The sequence below is a fragment of the Arthrobacter vasquezii genome, from assembly GCF_029455255.1.
Taxonomy (GTDB): domain Bacteria; phylum Actinomycetota; class Actinomycetes; order Actinomycetales; family Micrococcaceae; genus Arthrobacter_D; species Arthrobacter_D parietis.
Window position 1 is genome coordinate 95,202 of the sequence record NZ_JAROKN010000006.1, and the last position, 20,708, is coordinate 115,909.

General features: G+C 63.8%; 24 protein-coding genes. 8 read left to right on the forward strand and 16 right to left on the reverse strand.

What is annotated here, in order from left to right; all coding sequences use genetic code 11:
• Positions 1-17: 17 nt before the first annotated feature.
• Together P4U43_RS04620 and P4U43_RS04625 are read right to left on the reverse strand one after the other, a co-directional pair.
• Positions 18-1,103: a 4-hydroxy-3-methylbut-2-enyl diphosphate reductase gene (locus tag P4U43_RS04620; protein ID WP_277357667.1), complete on the reverse strand. Its 1,086-nt coding sequence runs from the start codon at positions 1,101-1,103 to the stop codon at positions 18-20.
• A 101-nt stretch (positions 1,104-1,204) separates the two neighbouring features.
• Positions 1,205-2,047, reverse strand: a complete 843-nt coding sequence (locus P4U43_RS04625) for a hypothetical protein (RefSeq protein ID WP_277357668.1) — start codon at positions 2,045-2,047, stop codon at positions 1,205-1,207.
• A gap of 256 nt (positions 2,048-2,303) precedes the next feature.
• On the opposite strand from P4U43_RS04625, the gene xseA reads away from it, so the two are divergent.
• Together xseA and P4U43_RS04635 are read left to right on the forward strand one after the other, a co-directional pair.
• Positions 2,304-3,632: an exodeoxyribonuclease VII large subunit gene (gene xseA, locus P4U43_RS04630; protein WP_277357669.1), complete on the forward strand. Its 1,329-nt coding sequence runs from the start codon at positions 2,304-2,306 to the stop codon at positions 3,630-3,632.
• Positions 3,629-3,883, forward strand: a complete 255-nt coding sequence (locus tag P4U43_RS04635) for an exodeoxyribonuclease VII small subunit (RefSeq protein WP_162441235.1) — start codon at positions 3,629-3,631, stop codon at positions 3,881-3,883. The genes xseA and P4U43_RS04635 overlap by 4 nt, the downstream gene beginning before the upstream one ends.
• Here the strand turns inward: P4U43_RS04635 and P4U43_RS04640 are convergent, their stop codons facing one another.
• The 9 genes from P4U43_RS04640 to P4U43_RS04680 all read right to left on the reverse strand — a co-directional run bounded on the left by P4U43_RS04640 (position 3,884) and on the right by P4U43_RS04680 (position 12,575).
• On the reverse strand, positions 3,884-4,738 hold the full coding sequence (locus tag P4U43_RS04640; protein ID WP_277357670.1) for a polyphosphate kinase 2 family protein: 855 nt from the start codon (positions 4,736-4,738) through the stop codon (positions 3,884-3,886).
• 38 nt (positions 4,739-4,776) lie between these two features.
• Positions 4,777-5,994 (reverse strand): pyridoxal phosphate-dependent aminotransferase, encoded by a 1,218-nt coding sequence (locus P4U43_RS04645; protein ID WP_277357671.1) that lies wholly within the window; start codon positions 5,992-5,994, stop codon positions 4,777-4,779.
• 78 nt (positions 5,995-6,072) lie between these two features.
• Positions 6,073-7,044, reverse strand: a complete 972-nt coding sequence (locus tag P4U43_RS04650) for an ABC transporter substrate-binding protein (RefSeq protein ID WP_277357672.1) — start codon at positions 7,042-7,044, stop codon at positions 6,073-6,075.
• Positions 7,041-7,790: an ABC transporter permease gene (locus P4U43_RS04655; protein WP_277357673.1), complete on the reverse strand. Its 750-nt coding sequence runs from the start codon at positions 7,788-7,790 to the stop codon at positions 7,041-7,043. Before P4U43_RS04655 ends, P4U43_RS04650 begins: the two co-directional genes overlap by 4 nt.
• Positions 7,790-8,503, reverse strand: a complete 714-nt coding sequence (locus tag P4U43_RS04660) for an ABC transporter permease (RefSeq protein WP_277357674.1) — start codon at positions 8,501-8,503, stop codon at positions 7,790-7,792. Before P4U43_RS04660 ends, P4U43_RS04655 begins: the two co-directional genes overlap by 1 nt.
• 1 nt (position 8,504) lies before the next feature.
• Positions 8,505-9,623 (reverse strand): ABC transporter ATP-binding protein, encoded by a 1,119-nt coding sequence (locus tag P4U43_RS04665; RefSeq protein ID WP_277357693.1) that lies wholly within the window; start codon positions 9,621-9,623, stop codon positions 8,505-8,507.
• A 283-nt stretch (positions 9,624-9,906) separates the two neighbouring features.
• On the reverse strand, positions 9,907-10,992 hold the full coding sequence (rsgA, locus tag P4U43_RS04670) for a ribosome small subunit-dependent GTPase A (RefSeq protein ID WP_277357675.1): 1,086 nt from the start codon (positions 10,990-10,992) through the stop codon (positions 9,907-9,909).
• A 200-nt stretch (positions 10,993-11,192) separates the two neighbouring features.
• Complete coding sequence (locus P4U43_RS04675; protein WP_277357676.1) at positions 11,193-11,642, reverse strand: NUDIX hydrolase; 450 nt, start codon at positions 11,640-11,642, stop codon at positions 11,193-11,195.
• Between the two features lie 27 nt (positions 11,643-11,669).
• Positions 11,670-12,575: an N-acetylglucosamine kinase gene (locus P4U43_RS04680; RefSeq protein ID WP_277357677.1), complete on the reverse strand. Its 906-nt coding sequence runs from the start codon at positions 12,573-12,575 to the stop codon at positions 11,670-11,672.
• Positions 12,576-12,664: 89 nt separating this feature from the next.
• On the opposite strand from P4U43_RS04680, the gene P4U43_RS04685 reads away from it, so the two are divergent.
• Positions 12,665-13,153 (forward strand): Lrp/AsnC family transcriptional regulator, encoded by a 489-nt coding sequence (locus tag P4U43_RS04685; protein WP_277357678.1) that lies wholly within the window; start codon positions 12,665-12,667, stop codon positions 13,151-13,153.
• A gap of 3 nt (positions 13,154-13,156) precedes the next feature.
• On the opposite strand, the gene P4U43_RS04690 is transcribed toward P4U43_RS04685, so the two are convergent.
• From P4U43_RS04690 to P4U43_RS04700, 3 genes are all read right to left on the reverse strand, one after another.
• Positions 13,157-13,351: a hypothetical protein gene (locus tag P4U43_RS04690; protein ID WP_277357679.1), complete on the reverse strand. Its 195-nt coding sequence runs from the start codon at positions 13,349-13,351 to the stop codon at positions 13,157-13,159.
• Positions 13,348-13,974: a winged helix-turn-helix domain-containing protein gene (locus P4U43_RS04695; RefSeq protein ID WP_056544257.1), complete on the reverse strand. Its 627-nt coding sequence runs from the start codon at positions 13,972-13,974 to the stop codon at positions 13,348-13,350. The genes P4U43_RS04690 and P4U43_RS04695 overlap by 4 nt, the downstream gene beginning before the upstream one ends.
• A gap of 66 nt (positions 13,975-14,040) precedes the next feature.
• Positions 14,041-15,288, reverse strand: coding sequence for an MFS transporter (locus tag P4U43_RS04700; RefSeq protein ID WP_277357680.1), 1,248 nt, complete (start codon positions 15,286-15,288; stop codon positions 14,041-14,043).
• Between the two features lie 149 nt (positions 15,289-15,437).
• On the opposite strand from P4U43_RS04700, the gene P4U43_RS04705 reads away from it, so the two are divergent.
• From P4U43_RS04705 to P4U43_RS04720, 4 genes are all read left to right on the forward strand, one after another.
• A complete protein-coding gene (locus P4U43_RS04705) occupies positions 15,438-15,932 on the forward strand; it encodes an Lrp/AsnC family transcriptional regulator (protein ID WP_277357681.1) in 495 nt (164 codons plus the stop codon).
• Between the two features lie 66 nt (positions 15,933-15,998).
• On the forward strand, positions 15,999-16,418 hold the full coding sequence (locus P4U43_RS04710; protein ID WP_277357682.1) for a hypothetical protein: 420 nt from the start codon (positions 15,999-16,001) through the stop codon (positions 16,416-16,418).
• Positions 16,408-18,078, forward strand: coding sequence for a sensor histidine kinase (locus P4U43_RS04715; protein WP_277357683.1), 1,671 nt, complete (start codon positions 16,408-16,410; stop codon positions 18,076-18,078). The genes P4U43_RS04710 and P4U43_RS04715 overlap by 11 nt, the downstream gene beginning before the upstream one ends.
• Positions 18,075-18,746 (forward strand): response regulator transcription factor, encoded by a 672-nt coding sequence (locus P4U43_RS04720; protein ID WP_277357684.1) that lies wholly within the window; start codon positions 18,075-18,077, stop codon positions 18,744-18,746. Before P4U43_RS04715 ends, P4U43_RS04720 begins: the two co-directional genes overlap by 4 nt.
• A 214-nt stretch (positions 18,747-18,960) precedes the next feature.
• On the opposite strand, the gene P4U43_RS04725 is transcribed toward P4U43_RS04720, so the two are convergent.
• A complete protein-coding gene (locus tag P4U43_RS04725; RefSeq protein WP_277357685.1) occupies positions 18,961-20,175 on the reverse strand; it encodes a phosphotransferase in 1,215 nt (404 codons plus the stop codon).
• 27 nt (positions 20,176-20,202) lie between these two features.
• Positions 20,203-20,412, reverse strand: a complete 210-nt coding sequence (locus P4U43_RS04730; RefSeq protein ID WP_277357686.1) for a hypothetical protein — start codon at positions 20,410-20,412, stop codon at positions 20,203-20,205.
• Between P4U43_RS04730 and P4U43_RS04735 the strand changes: the two genes are divergently transcribed.
• The gene (locus P4U43_RS04735; protein ID WP_277357687.1) at positions 20,411-20,563 is read left to right on the forward strand and encodes a hypothetical protein; all 153 of its coding nucleotides are present in this window, start codon (positions 20,411-20,413) and stop codon (positions 20,561-20,563) included. The two genes, P4U43_RS04730 and P4U43_RS04735, sit on opposite strands and share 2 nt — an antisense overlap.
• Positions 20,564-20,708 lie beyond the last annotated feature (145 nt).

Consider the following 20,708-nt stretch of genomic DNA (forward strand, 5'->3'; position numbering starts at 1 on the left):
GGCTTGCTGGAGAGACGTCAGGAAGTGGGTCGCTGTCCCCGGCCGCCGAGCCCGCTCGAGGGATCTCCCATGGCCTTCAGCGCTGCGCGTATTTCCTTCGGCAGCGAGAAGATGATGTCCTCTTCTGCAGTAACCACTTCTTCGACGTCCGCGTAACCATAATCGGCGAGTAGCCGCAGGACGTCCTGCACCAGATTCTCGGGCACGGAAGCGCCAGAGGTGACTCCGACCGTGGACACTCCTTCAAACCAGGACTCATCCACTTCATTGGCGAAGTCAACGCGGTGTGAAGCCTTCGCTCCGTACTCAAGCGCTACCTCTACCAACCGCACGGAGTTGGAGGAGTTTGCGGAGCCCACCACAATGACGAGATCCGCATCCGGCGCAATCTTCTTGATTGCCGCCTGCCGGTTCGACGTGGCGTAACAGATGTCATCGCTCGGAGGATCCTGCAGCGTAGGAATCCGCTTCTTCAGCAACGCCACAGTCTCCATGGTCTCGTCGACGCTGAGCGTGGTCTGCGAGAGCCAGATCACCTTGCTGGGGTCGCGCACCGTTACGCTGTCCACGTCTTCAGGTCCGTTAACGATCTGGATATGTTCAGGGGCTTCGCCGGCGGTTCCCTCCACCTCTTCATGGCCATCGTGACCGATCAGAAGGATGTCGAAGTCATCCCGCGCGAAACGCACTGCCTCGCGGTGGACCTTGGTCACCAACGGACAGGTGGCGTCGATGGTCCGGAGATTGCGCTCTTCTGCTGACCTGATCACTGCGGGCGAGACTCCGTGTGCAGAAAACACCACGAGCGCTCCTTCCGGAACCTCGTCGTTCTCCTCAACGAAAATGGCGCCCTTCTCCTCCAGCGTGGACACCACGTGAAGGTTATGGACGATCTGCTTCCGCACATACACCGGCGGCCCGTAGTGTGCCAGTGCCTTCTCTACGGCGATGACGGCGCGGTCAACGCCCGCGCAGTATCCGCGGGGCGCAGCCAGGAGTACCTTGCGTTGGCCGGCAACCGGTGCAGCGGCGTGGACTTCTTCCGGCGAGCGCCGGTTCCGGGGCACCATGGGCATGGGTACCGATACAGCTGTGGAGGACATACCTCCATGCTAACGGCCCGCACATCTCCGCCCGGCGGGGCATGGGTGCTGTCCGCTCAGAGCCGAGCGCTTCAGTGAGCAGAAAAGTAGGAGGTGCGGTGCTAGCGGCGGGACCCACTGAGCAGCCGACCCACGACGCCCGCGACCAGCAGCAGGATCCCCGCTGCCAACGCCGCGAGACACCATTCCTGGAAGCTGGATGCTGCGCGCTCGGCAAGCGCGGCCTTGAAGACGTCGGCCACTGCACTTTCATCCCCAACCTGGTTCGCCAGGCCGGGCACCAAACCGGAGGTGATCCACAGCACCCCACCAGTGAGCAGGATTCCGAGTCCGAGGAGAGCGAGCGTTGTGCTTCGACGACGAGCCAGTACAAGGGCGAGAACGGCTCCCACGCCGGCCGCGATCGCAAGTGCCGGCCACAGGTCGGCGGCAGTTTCTGCCCTCTCCCCGAGATCAAACGGGTCTGTGCCACCGATATTTACCAGAGTTCGCTCGGGTTCCGGTACATCGACTCCGAATTGACCGCCAAGTTCGGCAGTCACCAGGCCTACGAGCGGTGCAACGTCGAGGGTGAACACCGCGGGACCACCGGAGTCACTATCTAATTGCTCCTGCCCTCCGAAAGTCAGGCCATGTGAGCGCCGCAGGGTGTCCTGCCAGGCCCGATCGAAGTCGGGCAACTGTGCAATGCCCTGCGCTACGTCCCGCACCACCGGCTCCACCGCGTTCGCCACTCCCGGGGGCAGCTCGACACTGGCTGTTGCTTCCTCCGCAAGCGCACCTGCGAGCGTACCCGTGAATTTTGCATCGTCAGCAAGAGGCGCGGTCAGCTGGACGAAGCCGTCTTCGGCCACCACATTGGAAGCGAGCCAGGCACTGGGCAGGGCCACCACACCAAGCATCAGTGCAAACAGGACAAAGAAGGCCGATCCGGCTGTTCTCATCAGCTCCCGTTCCCTTGATTGACGATCCTACGATTATGCCTGCGCCCGCGGGGGCCGTCGTTGCGGCGGCACCGGCGGGCGGAAACTCTCTTCCTGCACATTGCGGTCCGGGTTCAACCGTTGTCAGGAGCACCTGATAAACATTAACCAGTGGCACGGCACCAGCTCGTCCCCTCCGTGTGACGCGAGGGTGGCAGGTGACGAGTGCCGGACAGGCTGATAGGGCGGGTCTTGTATTGGAAGGAAGCGGTATTTGATGAACCACGACGGCGCGCCGGTAGGCACCGTGGTCACAGCTGACTCCTCCGTGTCCACGGATCCGACAACCCTTCCCGAGACGGCGGGGGAAACCTCGGCTGATCAGCCCTGGCCGCTCCATGTGCTCTCCGAGAAGCTGAAAGCCCATATCGAGCGCGCCCCCGCCGCCTGGGTTGAAGGGCAGGTTATTGAACTCAACAAGCGCGGTTCCATGTGCTTTGTCACCCTCCGTGATGTTGATGCTGAAATCTCGCTGTCGCTCACGGTCTGGGGCACAGTTCTGGATCGGCTCACCATGCCCCTGGAGCGTGGCTCCCGGGTGGTAGCCAGACTCAAAGCGGACTTCTGGGTGAAGACAGGGCGCCTGTCAATGCAGGCGTGGGACATTCGGCCGGTCGGTCTGGGTGACCTGCTTGCGCGAATAGAGCGGCTACGCCAGGCTCTTTCGGCCGAAGGACTTTTCGCGTCGCATCGGAAACGTGCGCTCCCGGCGCTCCCCCACCGGATCGGCCTCATCACGGGACGCGATTCCGATGCGGAGAAAGACGTGCTGAAGAATGCCCGCCTGCGCTGGCCTGCAGTCGAGTTTGAGATACGCGAGGTTGCTGTGCAGGGCGTCAACGCCGTCTCGCAGATTCGTTCGGCGTTGCTGGAACTCGATCATATGCCGGAGGTCGATGTCATCATCATTGCCCGCGGCGGCGGCTCGCTGGAGGATCTTCTGGCCTTCAGCAATGAGGATCTGGTCCGGGCGGTCTCAGCGGCCACCACGCCGATTGTCAGCGCGATCGGTCATGAGGCTGATCATCCGCTCCTGGATGACGTGGCGGACCTTCGGGCCTCAACGCCAACGGATGCGGCAAAGCGCGTTGTCCCCGACGTCAGCGAGGAGTTGCAGCGCATCCGGCAGGCACGGGCGCAGCTTTCACGCTGCGTGGACCAACTGATGTCCCGCGAGACTGAGCGGCTGGCACATCTGCGCTCCCGCCCTGTGCTGGCCCAACCGTCCGGAATGGTGAGCGTCCGCCATGATGACCTGGTACGGCTGCGTGACCGCAGCACCATGGCAATTGAAGGTGCAGTAGCACGAGAAGCAGACCGGGTTTCCCACCTTCGCGCCCACGTGAGGTCCCTCTCTCCGCAGAACACTCTGGACCGGGGCTATGCAGTGGTGCAGAACGAGGAGGGCGACGTAGTCCGGACCCCCGATCAGGCACCATTGGATTCCCTGCTCGCCATCAGGGTGGCGGGCGGACGAATCAGCGCCCGTTCCGAAACTTCGAAGAAGCCCATCATCGAATCTCCCACCAGCGAGGACCAGAAATGACCGAATCTCCGGCGAGAGTGACAGAAGCAGCAACCGATGTTTCCCAGCTGAGCTATGAAGAAGCCCGTGAGCAGCTGGTGAAGGTGGTCAGCCAGCTCGAGGCAGGCGGAGTGAGCCTGGAACAGTCCCTTGCGTTGTGGGAACGGGGCGAAGCCCTCGCAGACCATTGCGAACGATGGCTGGAGGGCGCACGCAAACGGCTCGCGGCGGCACGCGACCAGACCGATGCACCGGGCGCATCCGAAAGCTGATCAGGTAGCGGCGAGCTTCGCTTTCTCTGCGGCAACGTCAAAAGTCGCTTTCGGCCAACTGAGCTGCATTCCGGCAAGCACGTCAGTCAGCAACTGCTGGACCGCTATTCGGGCATACCACTTCCGGTCAGCCGGCACTACAAACCAGGGCGCATCCGGAGTGCTCGTCCGTTCGATGGCAACCTGGTAAGCGTGCTGGTATTCATCCCAGAGCGCCCGCTCGTCCAGATCCCCCGGGTTGTACTTCCAATGTTTGTCCTTACGCTCTAGCCGCTCCGCCAGACGTTCCTTCTGCTCTTCCTTGCTCAGGTGCAGCATCACTTTTACGACGCGCGTTCCGGAATCCACCAGGCCCGCCTCAAAATCCCGGATCTCGTCATACCGCGCCTCAATCACCTCCGGCGTTGCCAGCTGGCGCACCCGATGAATCAGGACATCCTCATAGTGTGACCGGTCGAAAACGCCGATCATTCCCGGACCGGGAAGCTCCTTCCGGATCCGCCACAGGAAGTCATGCTTCTTCTCAGTGGGCGTCGGTGCCTTGAAGGCATGATGCTCGACACCCTGCGGGTCCACTGCCCCCACCACATGCCGGACAATGCCGCCCTTGCCCGCCGTGTCCATGGCTTGCAGAATCAGCAAGACGGAGATCGAACTGCCGAACCGGCTCTCCGCGAACAGCTTCTCCTGCAGTTCGGACAAGCCCTTCTTGCCGGCTTCGAGACGCGCCTTCCCCTCCTGCTTGTTGCCGTCGAAACCCGGTGTTGAGTGCGGGTCTATCCGTGCGAGATCCACATCCGGTCCCGCAAGCAGAGCCTGCGTGGGCGAAACGCTGAAATCGGGTACTACGTGCATGGAACCTCCTCGTTGAGGCGCCCGCCGGGGCGCACGGATCAGGGCTTGTACGTACTCAGGAACTCCGCCAGACGACCGATCGCGTCTTCGATGTCTTCGACGCTCGGCAGGGTGACCATACGGAAATGATCCGGGTTGGTCCAGTTGAACGCGGTCCCATGCGAGATCAGGATCTTCTGCTGCTTCAGCAGGTCCAGCGCAAATTGCTCGTCGCTCTTTATGGGGTAGACCTCGGGATCAAGCCGCGGGAACAGATACAGCGCACCCTGTGCCAGTTCGCAGGAAACGCCGGGGATTGCATTAAGCAACTCATGCGCCTTGTCACGCTGCTGGCGGAGACGGCCGCCCGGAAGGATCAGGTCATTGATGCTCTGGTATCCGCCAAGGGCAGTCTGGATAGCATGCTGAGCAGGCACGTTAGCGCACAGGCGCATATTAGCGAGCAGGTTGATGCCCTCGATGTAATCGGCAGCGCGATGCTTGGGCCCCGAGATGGCCATCCAGCCGCTTCGGAACCCGGCGATGCGGTAGGCCTTGGACAGGCCGCTGAAGGTCAGGCACAGGACGTCGTCGCCGGTGACTGAGGCAGCGTTCACGTGCACGGCGTCGTCGTACAGGATCTTCTCGTAGATCTCGTCGGCAAAGATGATGAGGTCATGGCGCCGGGCGAGATCCACGATCTGCTTGATCACTGAGCGCGGGTAGACAGCGCCCGTGGGATTGTTCGGGTTGATCAGAACGATCCCCCGGGTCTGCGGGGTGATCTTGGACTCGATGTCCTCGACGTCCGGCCACCAGGAGTTGCTCTCATCGCAGAGGTAGTGAACCGCTGTTCCGCCCGCCAGGCTGACCGAAGCGGTCCACAGTGGATAGTCCGGCGTTGGCACCAGGACTTCCTCGCCGTTGTTCAACAGGGCCTGCAGCGAGAGCGTGATGAGTTCGCTGACGCCGTTGCCCAGATAGACGTCATCCACGTCGATATTCTGGATCCCGCGGCCCTGGTAGTACTGAACCACTGCCGTTCGGGCGGAGAAAATTCCTCGGGAATCGCTGTAGCCCTGCGCATTGGGCAGGTGGCGGATCATGTCGACGAGGATCGCGTCCGGCGCTTCGAACCCAAAGGGCGCGGGATTGCCGATGTTCAGCTTGAGGATGCGGTGGCCTTCCGCCTCCATGTACTTGGCGTGCTCAAGCAGTGGCCCCCTAATGTCGTAGAGGACGTTGTGCAGCTTGTTGGATTGCTTGAAATCGGCCATCAACCCAGAATGCCATAGCCCGGGCCTGCCCCACCGCATTGTGATGAATGCGACTGGGGCATGCCCGGGCGAACGGCGTTACTCGCCGGCCAGACCCTTTTCCTCGAGCCAGTCAGCGGCGGCATCTGCGGGATTGCGCTTTTCGTCGCCGCTCACCTCGCGGTTGAGGTTGATCAGGTCCTCCGTGGTGAGCATGCTGGAGACCTCGTTCAGCACCTCCCGTGCTTCCTCGCCAACCGTATCCAGGTTCACCAGCGGGAGCACCTGCTGGGCGATGAAGTTGTTGGCCGGGTCTTCCAGCACCACAAGATCATTGTCGGCGATCGACGGTGTCGTGGTGTAGATGTCGGCAACCTGGATGGTGTCATTCAGCAGCGCTTCCAGCGTCACTGCGCCGCCGCCGTCGTTGATGGGTTCAAAGGACTTCGGCACGCAACCGTAGTTCTCTTCCAGGCCGGGCAGGCCGTAAGCACGTTCAGAGAAGGTGCTCGGCGCGCCGATCACCAACTGGTCACAGACTTCGGCCATGTCCTCGATCGACGTCAGACCGTATTCCTCAGCCGTTGCAGAGGTGACCACCATGGCGTCCTTGTTCTGGGCTTCAGAAGGCTCCAGGACCCCGAGGTTGACATCGGGCGACTCCGCTTCCAGCGCTTCGGGCAGCGCGCTGATGATGTCCTCTGCCGACTCCGCGGTTGCTTCCGAATCCAGGAAGAGGAGCAGGTTTCCGCTGTAGTCGGGGATGATGTCAACTGATCCGTCGACGAGCGCCTGGTAGTAGATCTCACGCGATCCGATGTTGAGCTGGGTGTCAGCCTCGATGCCCGCGGCATTGAGCGCACCTGCATAGATCTCGGCAATGATCTGGCTCTCGGGAAAGTCTGCCGAACCGACGGTCAGCGGACCGCTGCTGCCCTCCGCGCCTTCGCTCTCCGTTCCACCCTGCGGGTCTGAGTTGACCCCGCAGGCAGTCATGGCAAGCGCCGCGGTTAGCCCTGCGGTCAACCCGAGCAGACTGCGGCGGAAGCCGCGCGTGGATGTTGTGGTCATGGTGTTCCTCCTTGTGAACTGACGTGGGCTTCCTGCCCACCGGTCTTTGGTGATTCCGCCGGCGTGCGCGATGTGCGCAGGCCCGGCGAGACAGCAAATCGTTGAAGCAGTGCCATCACGCCGTCAACGGCAATGGCGACAACGGCGATCACCACGGCACCGCCGAAGAGGCGCCCGTTGTCCCGCAGCTGGGTGCCTTCGATCAGGAAGACTCCCAGCCCTCCCAGATTGATGAAAGCGACGACGGCGGCCGTCGCCACCACTTGAAGGACGGCTGCGCGGAAGCCACCGAGGATCACCTGGAGCCCGTTGGGAACCTCCACCCGGAACAAGACCTGCGCTTCGTTCATCCCCATGCTTCGGGCGGCGTCCACGACTGCAGGGTTCACCGATGAGATTCCTGCATAGACGCCCGCGAGGATGGGCGGGACGGCGAGGAGCACGAGTGCCCAGATCGGCGGCATCAGTCCAAGGCCTGCCAGCAGCACGAACAGGATGAGAACGCCCAGGGTGGGGAGGGCGCGCAGGATTCCGACGCCGGAAACAATGATGATGCGGCCCTTCCCCGTGTGCCCCACGATCAGGCCGACCGGCACGGCGATTGCAGCGGCAATAAGGATGGTGAGCGCTGTGTACCACAGGTGTTCGATCACCCGGACCGGGATTCCACCGGGTCCGCTCCAGTTCGACCCGAACGTCAGCCACTCGAACATCTGGACCAGCAGGTTACTGCTTGAGTAGTCCATCAGTAGACACCTCCCGCACGTGAGGCATCTGCAGAAAGGTTCGCTTCATTCGTCACGGTCATCGGGTCAGCGGTGACCTTCGTCAGCCGCGCCCAGGGAGTGAGCAGCCGTTCGAGCAACACCAGCATCAGGTCCATGACGAGGGCAAGGACGAGAGTCACGACTATCCCAATCACGATCACAGTCGGGAAGGATCTGAACAACCCGTCGGTGAACAGGGTGCCGAGGCTTGGAATACCGATCAGCGCGCCTACGCTGACCAGCGAAATGTTGGTCACGGAGATCACCCGCAGGCCTGCGAACAGCACTGGAATGGACAACGGCAGGTCCACGGTCAGGAAGCGGCGCAATGGGGTGAAGCCCATTGCGACCGCTGCCTGGCGGACGCCGTCGTCAATGGAATTGAGCGCATCCAACGTTGACCGGACCAGCAGCGCCACCGCATAGATGGTCAGCGCGACGATGACGTTGATCATATCCAGGACCTGCGTTCCGAGTATGAGCGGAAGCAGCACGAACATGGCAAGCGATGGCACCGTGTACAGCAGTGCGGACGTAGTGAGTATCACTCCCCCAAGCGGCTTGCTGAGCCGGGCCGCCTGTGCAACCGGAACCGCAATGATGACACCGAGGACCAGGGGCAGGATGGCCTGCACGAGGTGGTATCCCGTGAGCTCCGCAATATAGGAGAAGTTGTCGATGAACCACTGCATGTCAGACCGCCGTGTTGTGATCGGTACGGCCGCGGTCCAGTCGCGCCTCCTCGATGAGCTCAAGGACCTCGGCCGCTTGGACCACACCGAGGACCCGGCCATCATCGTCGACTGTCACGCCCAGGCCTGACGGCGCGGACAACGCCGCATCAAGAGCGCGGCGAAGCGAATCACCACGGCGGTACAGCGAACCGCCAGGCACCAGGTCCTGCGCCGATCGGACGGTGTCCTGCATCGCCCTCGGCACCCATCCCTGGGGGCGTCCATCGTCGTCGACCGCCAGGGTCCAGGAGGAATCGACGGAGACGCTCGGATCTGCAAGCCGGCTTACCCTCACCGTCTCAATGGGGTGGACCTGCACGCCACCGCCATCCTGGAAAGAAAGGCGGCGGAACCCGCGGTCCCTGCCCACAAATCCGGCCACGAAATCATCCACGGGCGCGCGCAGAATCTCTTCCGGCGCCGCGTACTGGGCCAGCCGGCCACCAGTGGCAAAAACTGCCACCTTGTCACCGAGAATGGTGGCTTCATCGATGTCATGAGTGACAAAAACGATGGTCTTGGCGAGGTCCCGCTGGAGCCGCAGCAGCTCTTCCTGAAGTTCGTGGCGAACCACCGGGTCAACTGCGCTGAAGGGCTCATCCATCAAGAGGACCGGCGGGTCCGCAGCAAGTGCGCGTGCAACGCCGACACGCTGCTGCTGGCCGCCCGACAGTTGGCCTGGGTACCTCTTTCCGAGGGCCGGCGCGAGGCCGACGACGTCGAGCAGCTCAGCTGCCCGCTTCCGTGCAGCTGTCCTGGCCACGCCATTCAACCGCGGCACAGTCATGATGTTGTCCAGCACGGTGCGATGCGGCAACAGCCCGGAAGACTGCATGACGTAGCCCATTGATCGTCGCAGCTCTGATGCGCGCTGCCCGCCGATGTCCTGGCCGTCAACGAGGATGGTCCCGGACGTTGGTTCCACCATCCGGTTGATCATGCGCAGGGACGTGGTTTTGCCGCAGCCCGATGGCCCCACGAGGACCGTGATTGTTCCCCGATCAATGTCCATACTGAGGTTCTCCACAGCGGCCGTGCCACCGCCATAGTTCTTGGACACGTTACGGAACTGGATCATTGCCCTGGGGCTGGAACTGCCCGCGCCGGGGCCCGAAGTCTCGCCGGTCATGAAGCCATACCTTTCATCGACGTCGGGCCCGGCCCGCGGCCGTTCCCTGGCGATTCTGCTTACCCGGCAAGCGCGAAAACGCTTGGCAGGGGCATCACCTTGTTGAGTCTAGCTAGGCGTTCGTTGTGCACAAGCGCTTGTATGGCCCGGACGGAAACTTTGTCTCGAATCGTTAACACGGAACCGGTTCCCTGTTAACGGGCGCGGTTGTGAGCCGACAATTCGGGGTGCCTCATCCCTCGCGGAAGCGATTGCGGAAGTCCTTCGCGAGCGCCGCTTCCTTTGCCATGCGGTGGAAGGAACGGCCGTGCCGGCGCTGCTCTGCGACGCTCTGGCGGCGGTGAAGGCCGGCAAGCTCGCGCTGCATCTTCTGGTAGCTCAACCAGCGGCGCTCCTCCAGCTCACCCGTGCCAAGAGCGTTTTGGACGGCGCACCCGGGCTCGGAACCGTGCGCACAGTCCGTGAACCGGCAGTGTCCGAAGAGCTCCTCAACATCACCGAAGACCGCCTCCAGCCCGTCCTCCGCATCCCACAGGGCGAACCCCCGCACGCCCGGAGTGTCCATGAGCACCGAGCCGGCTCCCAGCGGAATGAGCTCCCGCACCGTGGTGGTATGCCGTCCCTTTCCGTCACCCGCACGCACCTCCCCGGTGTCCTGGGCGTGACAACCCACCAGCGCGTTGATCAGCGTCGACTTGCCGGCGCCCGAGGGACCGATCAGCGCCAGGGTGCTTCCCACGCCGATCCTCGAGTGAAGGGCATCAAGGCCGTCCCCGGCCTCGGCGGAGGTGGTGAAGAGCTCCACGCCGCGGGCGCGCTCGATGGTCTGGCCCACAACCTCGTCGAACCGGCTGCTCAGATCGGCTTTGGTCAGGATGACAAGGGGCACAGCGCCCGAGTCCCACGCGGCCACGAGGGTCCGTTCAAGCCGGTTGGCCGAGAGCGGACGGTCGATCGGCACCACCACTCCCACCAAATCAACATTGGCCGCGAGGACCTGCGCTTCGGACAGCGGATCGTGCGCTCTCTTGCGCTGCAAAGTCGAGTAGCGCGGCAGGAGGCCGACGACGGCGGGAGGCGCTGCGTCGTCGTCAGAGATTCGTGCCAGCGCCACCCAGTCACCGGTGACCACTGTGCCATCGGTGTCCACGTGCAGCGGTCCGTTGGCGGTGATGAGCAGGACCCGCCCCCTGTCGGCACGGATTGCACGCGCCGGTTCGAGCGCAGGGTGACCTGGTGTTGGAACGGCGGATGGGAAGGTGAAGGAAAAGAGATCGCGGATGCGGTCGGTAAAGCCGTACTCGGAAAGCGTGTTCAAGGAAAGTCCTTCTTCAGGAGCCTTCCACCACGGAAAGAATCAGTGCGATTGCGGGCGGGAGGCGGAGGTTATGACGAGGGCGGTGCGTGCAGCTGTCAGGCAGGATGCAGCAATGGAAACCGTGTTCATAACGTCACCTCCGTCAGCCTCGAGGGCAATCGATCGCGTGTGTGGTCCGCCGGGTAGGAAGCGGAAGAGTTTTATAGTAGCGCCCGGCCCGGGCTTTGGTAAGAGAGCCGGATCGCTGTGTCAACGAGTTCGACGCGTGTCAGATTGGGCACCTCAGCAAGCGGCACCCAGGCCGCTTCATCAGTGGAGCCGTCCAGTTCGTGGACCAACTCACCGGAAACCGCGTGCGCTCGGTAGACAATCCGCAGCGCGTGCATCGGTTTGCCGGAACCGTTCAGCCTATCCTCCGGCGCAATGTGCAGGCTGTCGACGCCCAGGAGCTCCTCGAGTTCGACGACGTAGCCGGTCTCCTCCAGCACCTCGCGGACGGCGGCGGTTGGCGCATCCTCTCCCAGTTCCAGACCGCCTCCCGGTAGCGTCCATCCCTGCCTGCCGTGCTCGTTCCAGTGCGCGAGCAGAATCATTCCATCCCGCACGACGACGGCATACGCTCCTACCCGGGTGTCCCATTCCTGCGCCATGAACGCCAGTGTAAACCTGCCCGCCGGCTACAGCGCGCCCGTTCGCAGGAGGTAGTCCACGCCGTGCACCGGGTCCACGCTGAGGAAGCGCACATCTGTGAAGCCGTCTTTCGCGAGCCCGGCCTTGATCAATTCCTGCAGCTTTGGCTGATGCACGGCGAGCCCTCCGCCGATGATGACCGGACTGTGTGCTCCGAGAACCGAGGCCACGTCGGCAACCAGCCCACACAGATAACGTGCGCCGTCGTCGATGATCCTTTGGGCGCCGCTGTCGCCGGCCCCAGCGGCCTTGAACACCAGGTGCGCCTGACCTGCCCAGTAGCGCCTACCCGACGGCCGGTGGAACAGGGCTATGAGTTCTTCGGGTTTCTGCGCGCCGGTGGCCTCAAGAACCGACTCGCCCAGCACCCCCAGCGGTTCTGCGCGGTTGAAGCGGTGGAGCGTTGCGCGCACTGCTTCCCTGCCCACCCAGTAGCCGCTGCCCTCGTCTCCGAGCAGGTACCCCCAGCCGCCTGAGCGCGCCTGCCGACCCGCGCCGTCCAGCCCCCAGGCCACGGACCCCGTGCCCGCGATGACCGCAATTCCGGTGGAGGCTGCGCCGGCGGCAAGGATCAGGCGGGTGTCATGGACAACGTCGATCCGGGCGTTCGGCACCTGCCCGGCGATCAGCTGTCGGAGGGCGCCGGCGTCGTCGTCGGTATCCACGCCGCCCGACCCCGCCACGACGTGACCCACCTGCCCGCCCAAGGCTGTGAAGAGCTCTGCGAGGTTCCGCGCCGCTTCCTCCGCTGTGACGTTTTGGACATTAGCGCTCCCGCTCTTTGCTTCTGCGGCCACAACACCTGCGCTCCAGCGCACCCCGTGGGTCTTGGTACCGCCGATATCGAGACCGACGACGTCGGCAGCTGGGTTTTCGTGCTTGTGCTCTGGCATGAGCACAAGGTTACGCACCGCCGGTAGGCTGGAGGAATTCCCGCAGACAGGACCACAGGCAGGAACTCAGGCAAGGCAGGAGCACCCGCATGACGAACAGTGGCAAACCGGACGGACTGGATCCGGTGGACCGTCGAATCGTGCAGGAATTGCTCGCTGACGCACGGATCACCAATGCGCAGCTCGCCGAGAAGGTGGGCGTTGCACCATCCACTGCGCTGCTCCGGACCCGCCAGCTAACGGAGCGCGGAGTCGTCAGCGGCTATCACGCCGAGGTGAATCTGGCCGCAATCGGCCGTGCTGTGCAGGCCCTGATCTCCGTGCAGCTCAATGGGCACAACCGCGAGGAAATCGACAGGTTCACCTCCCGCGTGCCCGCACTCCCCGAGGTGGTCGCCACGTACCATGTTTCAGGTGCGGTGGATTACCTCATTCACCTCGCGGTGGCAGACACGGACGCCCTGCGAGACTGGGTACTGGACTACCTCACCACCGATCCGGTGGTAGGACATACGGAGACCACCCTGATCTTCAACCGCATGGAGGGCAACGCGGGCCTGCTGGCCGGAGAGGGCTAGAGGCTAGAGCCACAGCCCTGAATGACGGAGAGCCGTTCCGTCGCGGAGACGGTCCTCGTGTGCACGGTGGTCAACCATCGTGTGTTCCTGCGCAGCGCGCCGTTCGCCTGTGCTGACGAGCCAGCGGCCAACAGCAATGAGCAGGGCTTCGAATCCGGAGGGTTGTGCTGGTGGGTAGAGACCGGCAAGCGTGGTCATGGCGTGTGCTCTTTTCGGGAAGCAGGCTCAGGGAACTGGCCCTGGACGATCGGAAAGGTGTTCAGGTGGATCTGCACGGCCTTGGCGTCCGGCGAAGCATTGCCGTCCGGCCGGTACTTTTCGAAGAGGTCGCGTGCAAGGCGCATCAGCTCATCCGACAGCTCAGCGAGTTGGGCAGCGGTGAGACGGGCGTTGATGGTGGAGATGACCGAGGCATCCAGCCACTCCTCCGGCAGTACGAACGGACCGCGTTCCATGTAGTCCTCGAGCAGCGCGGCCCGATTATGGCTGAACTCCCGATTGACGATTGCGGCAACCTCCCGGGTACCGGGATCATGCGCCATTTCACTGGAGTAGAGGTTGAGGGCACCGGGTGGGCGCTCCCACCAGCGCTCTCGCGCTGATCCCCGACCTTCCACTTCACGGACAAGCTCGTGCCGCGCCAACTGCCTCAGGTGGTAGCTGGTGGACCCGCTCGACTCCCCGAGCCGGGCTGCGAGCGCACTGGCAGTCTGCGGACCGAACTGCGACAACGCGTTCAAAAGCTGGATCCTCAGTGGATGCGTCAGCGCTTTCAAAGCGTTGATATCGACAGTGCGATCGTTCGGTTTGGCAGACTCCATGAGAGGAGAATACACCTGCAAAGATTCCTTTGCAATGCTTTCTTTGCAAATATTTTCTTTGTAGATTCAGGCCTTTGATGCAGCGCTTCGGCGAAGGTAAATCGCCATACCGACGCAGGCAGCCGCAATCACAGCCGAAAAGAAAGTGACCGCAGTCATCAGCCCCAGTGCATCCACGGCGAGGCCCAAACCAAGCACCGGGACGGCGCTTCCGAGGTAGGTGATCACATAGACGGTGCTGATGATCTGTGCATGCTGGGAGCCTTCAACCTGCTGCGCGACCGCGTTGAAGAGGATTCGGAAGGCGATCCCCTGCCCCGCTCCAGCAAGAACCAACGCGGCAACAAAGAGGGAAACGCTGCCCACACTGCCCGCGAGCGGAACAAGCGCAACCCCGCCCGCCATAATGAGCAGCCCAACTGCTCCGGCCTGCGCGGGTTTCGCTGCGCCCTGCGGGAATAGCTGGCTCGCAGCCGAGACCGCCAGGACCAGCCCGGCAAGCACGCCCACCAAAGGCCTGCTGACCTCTCCGGCCATGGCGGTGACATAGGTCGGTGCCAGGCTGAGCGAGAAGCCGAACACGGCGAAACTGAGAAAGCCGACGGCGGCAGCGGACCAGAACGCCCTGCGCGCGGTCCTGGACACCGCTGGGCGTCTTGGCTTCAATGCGGACAATGGGCGGGCAGGCAGCGCGGGCTTGATCGCGGGGCGGGCATCGAGGCGCACCAATGGAATCAGAAGCAGCGCGAGGAAGACGGCGTAAATCCCGAACGGAACCCTTGTCGGCTCGGGAAGCAGGGACAGGAGTCCGCCCACGATCGGCCCTGCAGCCACTCCCCCCGCGGACGCAACCAGCGTAAAGCGTGACGCCCATTCCGGACGGTGCGGCAACAGATCCCGCAGCGCTGCAGAACTGGCGCCGGTAGCGCACGCCACTGCCGCTCCCTGAAGGCAGCGGCCCAGGACCAGCATGGGCAGCGATGTGGCTGTGCCGAACACAACAACACCCACTACGCCGGTGAGGACGGCGAGCACCAGTGCAGCCCGGCGCCCGATATGGTCCGACCAGTGACCGACCAGGAGCAGGCCCGCGACAAGGGTCAGAACGTACGCGGAGAACGCTACCGTCGTATCGAAGGCGCTGAGGCCGAGGTTGGCGCGGATCAGCGGGTATAGCGGGGTCGCGAGATTGGCCCCCACCAGCAGCGTGGCCAGCACGACGACGGTGAGGCCGAGCCGTGTGCGCCTTGATGCGTCCCAGCGGGGAGACTGCGCGGTTGCAGGACGCATCCGCAATTCGCTGATGACGCTCATGTACACCTTCCGCCGATTCCTACCATTCCTCCTATTGATGGTGAGGTCTGGGGGTTAGCGTGGCAGCTGAATTCGGCATACTCTGATCATCGTGCTCAAAATTCGTGGGAGATTAGGCTCCCCGGTGGGCTGAACGAGGAGTTGTACGCATGCTGGACCGAACAGACATCCGTCTCCTCCGCGAGTTGGTCCACGAACCGCGCTCGCAGGTCAGCCAGCTCAGCGAGACTCTCGGCATGGCCCGCAACACCGCGCAGGCGAGGATGCAGCGGCTGTTCAGATCAGGCATCCTGCGCAGGAGCGGAAGGGAACTGGACCTTGCGCGGCTGGAGTACGACGTCGTCGCTTTCGTCACGATCGAAGTAACCCACCGGGAACTGGACGGTGTCATCTCGGCACTGCGCACGCTGGAACAGGTGCTCGAGGTTCATGAGATCTCAGGCCGTGGCGACGTATGGTGCCGGGTGGCGGCGAAAGACACCCATCACCTCCAGTCAGCGCTGCGGTCGGTCCTGCGCATCAAGGGCGTAATCCGAACCGAGACAGTGCTGGCCCTGCATGAACACATCCCGTACCGCGTGGAGCCTCTGCTTGACCGGCTGCTTGCCGAGAAGTCACAGGCCAAACCGTCTTCGGAATCCTGATCGCCGCCCGGAAATAGCCGCTTCCGTTCTCATCTGCATCTCATGATGTGTGGGGATACTTGGTACATGAAACGGTCACAGGTGCATACCTGGCTCATTACCGCAGCCAGCGCGGGAGCTGTTGTTGCGGTTGGCGTGGCGATGATCGGCTCGTTGCGCGGGCCTGCACCGGAGAACCTGGGTCCAGCCGTAGGCGTGACCGACACGCAGGTACCGGCGCCTCCGGGCACTCCCTCGCCTAGCCCCACGCAAACTCCCACCCCGGCAAGCACCGCGGCTCCGTCCGTTTCCCCCTCGGAAGTGCCCGCCCCTCCCGCGCCGGAGCCCTCGGCCGAAGCGACTGTCGAACCTACGGAAGCGGCCTCGCCGCCACCCGCTGTTGTTCCCGCCCCGCCGCCCGTGATCCAGGACGACGATGACGACAGAGGTCGGGGACGCGGCGGCGATGACGGCATTGAGGATGACGGCGAGGTAGATGATGACTAGGCCCAACGCCGGAGCATCCACCCGTCCCGCAACGGGCCCGGCCTTGCCGCCACTGGGTGAGGCACCACCCACGGAGCGGATGGCGCTGGGCCCTCCCCCGTCCGCTGAACCGACGATCCTCGTGAAGCTGCCGCACGTGGTGGAACCAGACGCTCCCGCTGCAGCTGGCGAACGCGAGGGCAAACCCGGACTCCGGACCCGTATCCTCCAGTCGCTGCGCGGATACTCATCGGTGCGCACCCGGGTGCTGGCGGCAATGCTGGTACTCAGCGCGCTGGGGCTGCTGCTCGCCGGCGCCACTGCCTACGCACTGCAGCGCAACGACCTCAACAGCGAGATGGATGAATCACTGGCCCGCAGCTTCCAGGAGCTGGAAACCCTGTTGGCAACCGGTATTGATCCCGACACACTGGAGCCGTTCGTGGAGGCGGACCAGCTGGTCTACCTCCTCATGCAGCGCACGCTGACCCAGCCCAATGAAGGAATGATGGCGGTACGCGGTGACCAGGTGATTTTCTTCGCGAACGAGGAGGTCGACGTCCGCCTTGAGGATGATCCGGAGCTGGTCAACTATGTAACCGATGTAGCGCCGCCGGATCAGGTAACCATTCAGTCGGTAAGTACCGCCTTCACCGACTACCGGGTTCTGGTGGCCCCGGTCATGCTCGCGAATGATACCCAACCGACCTTTTTCGTACTGGGATTTGATGCCGAGGCGGAGCACCAGCAGCTGAACCGGACCTTCGGCACCTATGCGCTGATCAGCTTCGCCACGCTGGCGCTCATCGGCGTCGTAGGATTCCTCCTCGTCGGCAAGCTGCTCGATCCTATCCGCAGGGTCCGCACAACTGCGCAGCGCATCACGGACACGGACCTCTCGCAGCGGATCGAGGTGACCGGCAATGATGATCTTTCCGACCTGACCCGCACGGTCAACGCCATGCTCGACCGCCTGGAGGGCTCGTTCACCTCACAGCGCCAACTGCTCGACGACGTCGGTCACGAATTGCGCACGCCGATCACCATTGTGCAGGGGCACCTGGAGCTGCAGGACTCGTCAGACCCGAGGGATGTCCAGGCGGTGCGCGACATCGCCCTGGATGAGCTCGACCGGATGCGCCTGCTGGTGGATGACCTCGTAACCCTCGCCGGCATAGCAGGGCCGAACTTCGTGCGCCCCGAACCTGTAAATCTCGGCAGACTGACCGACGATGTGATGGACAAGGCACGGACACTGGGGGCCCGCCGCTGGATCATCGATTCGCGGGCGGAGGCAATTGCAGTGCTGGATCCACGCAGGATCACTCAGGCGTGGCTGCAGCTGGTGGCCAACTCGGTGAAATTCACGGAGGAAGGAACCACCATAGCGATCGGCTCCCGCAAGGACGACGACGGCGCGTGGCTCTGGGTGCGCGACGAAGGCACGGGCATCGCCCGTGAGGACCAGAAGAGGATCTTCGATCGCTTCGAACGTGGGCCGAGCAGCAAGCGCACCGAAGGCGCCGGTCTCGGCCTCACGATCGTCAGCGCTATTACGGAGGCACATGGGGGTGCCGTTGAGCTTCGGTCTGCACCCGGGCAGGGCTCGACGTTCACTATGGCGATCCCGTCCCTGCCGCTGGGCTCCACCCCGACCACCGCTGAGGAAGAACGTCCGTGAGCCAGATCCTGATCGTTGAGGACGAAGACCGTATCAGCTCCTTCGTGGCCAAGGGCCTGCGTTCCGCCGGCTACGTGCCGACCGTGGCAGATAACGGGCGGGATGGGTACCAACTCGCGCAGACGGGAGACTTCGAGCTCATAGTGCTGGACCTCGGGCTGCCTGACCAAGACGGTTTCACCGTGCTGCGCCGGCTCCGGGAGTCCAAGAACAGCACTCCGGTCATCATTCTCTCGGCGCGCAGCTCGGTCGATGACACCGTGGCGGGGCTGGAGGGCGGTGCGGATGACTACATGTCCAAGCCCTTCCGATTTGAAGAGCTGCTGGCACGGGTGCGCCTGCGCCTTCGGCAGGAAGCCCCGACCGCCGACAACTCCGTGCTCTCCCACGGCGATCTCCAGCTTGATCTGAGGTCCCGCAGGGCGCTCGTCAACGGGAAGGAAGTGGATCTCTCAGCACGGGAGTTCGCTCTCGCAGAGGCGTTCCTTCGCAATCCCGGCCAGGTACTCAGCCGGGAACAGCTGCTCTCCCGCGTCTGGGGTTATGACTTCGATCCCGGCTCCAACGTGGTGGACGTCTACGTGCGCTACTTGCGGAACAAGCTGGGCGCCGAGCGCTTCGCGACCGTGCGCGGTATGGGCTACCGGCTCGTCGCCGACGTTTCCTGACACACCTCTACCGCCGCGAGATCAGCGTCCGGATCTCGGGCCACCGTCCACCTGGTTCCAGCATGGGCGGACCCGGGCGCGGTTGGGGGAGACGCACCCGGGTCCTTCGGAAGTGACCGGTTGGGACAACTGCTGTCCGAACCGGCCACGGGTCCCGTTGCTCAATCATGGCGATCCATTGTGAGAGCAGGAGGAAGCCCTGATGAGAAAACTCTCATCCAGCAGCCGGACCCGGACCGCGGCCCGGACCCAGGAAGTTCTCAGCCACCAGCAGCCGCTGCAGCGCGCCTTCCCGCCAGCCGCCGCCGGCCTGGTTCCGGCCTGAATTCCTTGCACCCGCTACAAGAGTCAGGCTCACCCCTGCCGCCCGTGCCCTAAGCGCTGTGGGGTCGACCCGCTCCTCGAATACCCTTTGGAACCGCGCCAGCGCTGCGGGAACTGCGGTGTAGCGTTCATCAACGCAGGGCAGCATGGCAAGGTGGGCCAGGAAACATGCCAAATCGTCGATCAGGTGGCCGGGACCCAACCCGTCGAGATCAAGAACAGCAGTGATGCTTCCGCCATCGACCAGAAGATTGCCCTCATAGAAATCACCATGGGTTGGAACCACCGGCCCGGCCGGTGCTGCGCGGATGCCATATTCCACCCTGGAAGCCAGCGTTTTGATCCGCTCCGATTGGTCAGGCAGCACGGCTGTGGCGGCGCCCGCGTAGCGGTGGACTCCCGCAGACCACGGCCGCCGCGCCGGCAGGTCACACACGGCACGGGGCAACCGCTCCAGCAGATCGACCACAACTTCCGGCTCAAAACCGGTTGCGCCATCCTCCAGCAGCCGCTGCGCGAGTGGTGTTCCGGACGCCTGCCTGGTGACCAGCACATCCCTGCGCGGGGACTCCGCAGGTTGTGGAACGGGAATGCCTGCATCGAGCAGTAGCCGGTGCCTCTCGTACAGCGCCGCAGCGCGGCCCCGCGGCAGCACCTTCAGGAAGCGGGTCTCCCCCGCGCCCTCGGCCCGAAGCACTGCCCGCCTCATGGGGCGATAGCCGAACGTTGTCAGCGTGGCCGCAGGCACACCGAACAGTTCGGGACCAACAGAGCGGGCATCGCACGCCCAGTCCAGATCAGGAAGCAGCGGATCATTGGGATGGCTCCAGGCCAGGAGCGGCAGGCCTTCCGGACCGTGCAGGCGCACGGAACGGGCAAACGTTCCGGGTACCGGACGGGTGGTGACGCACAGGAACCCGTTCAGTATTTCGCCCGATACCTCGCATCGGATGGCGTAAATACCCGTGACTCCCGCGCCCGGCCGGTGATGGATGCCGCTCAGGGACCATTGGATGAGCGAACCGGTCAGGGCTGCTGCCGCCGCCTCGAGTGCCGGCCCAATGGCCCGTCCTTCCAGCAGCGCGAGCTCTTCCGCCTCCGTCAACGAAACACTCGGGCTTTCAGCCGCGGACTAGGCGCGGCGACGCTGCAGGATGTCGTCCAGGTTCATCTTGGGTGTAGCTGATGTCTCGGCCTGCGGAGCAGCAGTCGTGGGCGCGGAAGCAGTCGTCGGCGCGACGGCACCGTTCTTGATCGGCGTCTTTGCCACGGGCTTTGGCGCCTCGGGCAGGTCCAGCGGAGCCGGATCCTCGCGCTCAGCTTTCGGAGCCTCAATGTACATGGGCTTCGGTACCTGCACGGGCTGCCAGGGCGTTCCTGAGCCGGCGGGATTCGCTCCCGACTCTGCGGCAACAGCGAGTGCCGCTGCGCGCAGCTCGGCTGCAGTGAACTGGACCGGGGCAGCGACCGTGGCGGAGGCGCCGTCGTCGTGAGGTGTGCTTTCTTCCGCCGTGTGGTGGGCTCCTCCGTCGGCTCCTCCGGGGATTCGTTCCCGGAATCCGAGCCCACCAGCGGCGCAGGCAGATCAGGGGTCTCCCCCACATTCTCGCTGTCTCCGGTCACAGCGCCGGAGTCTCC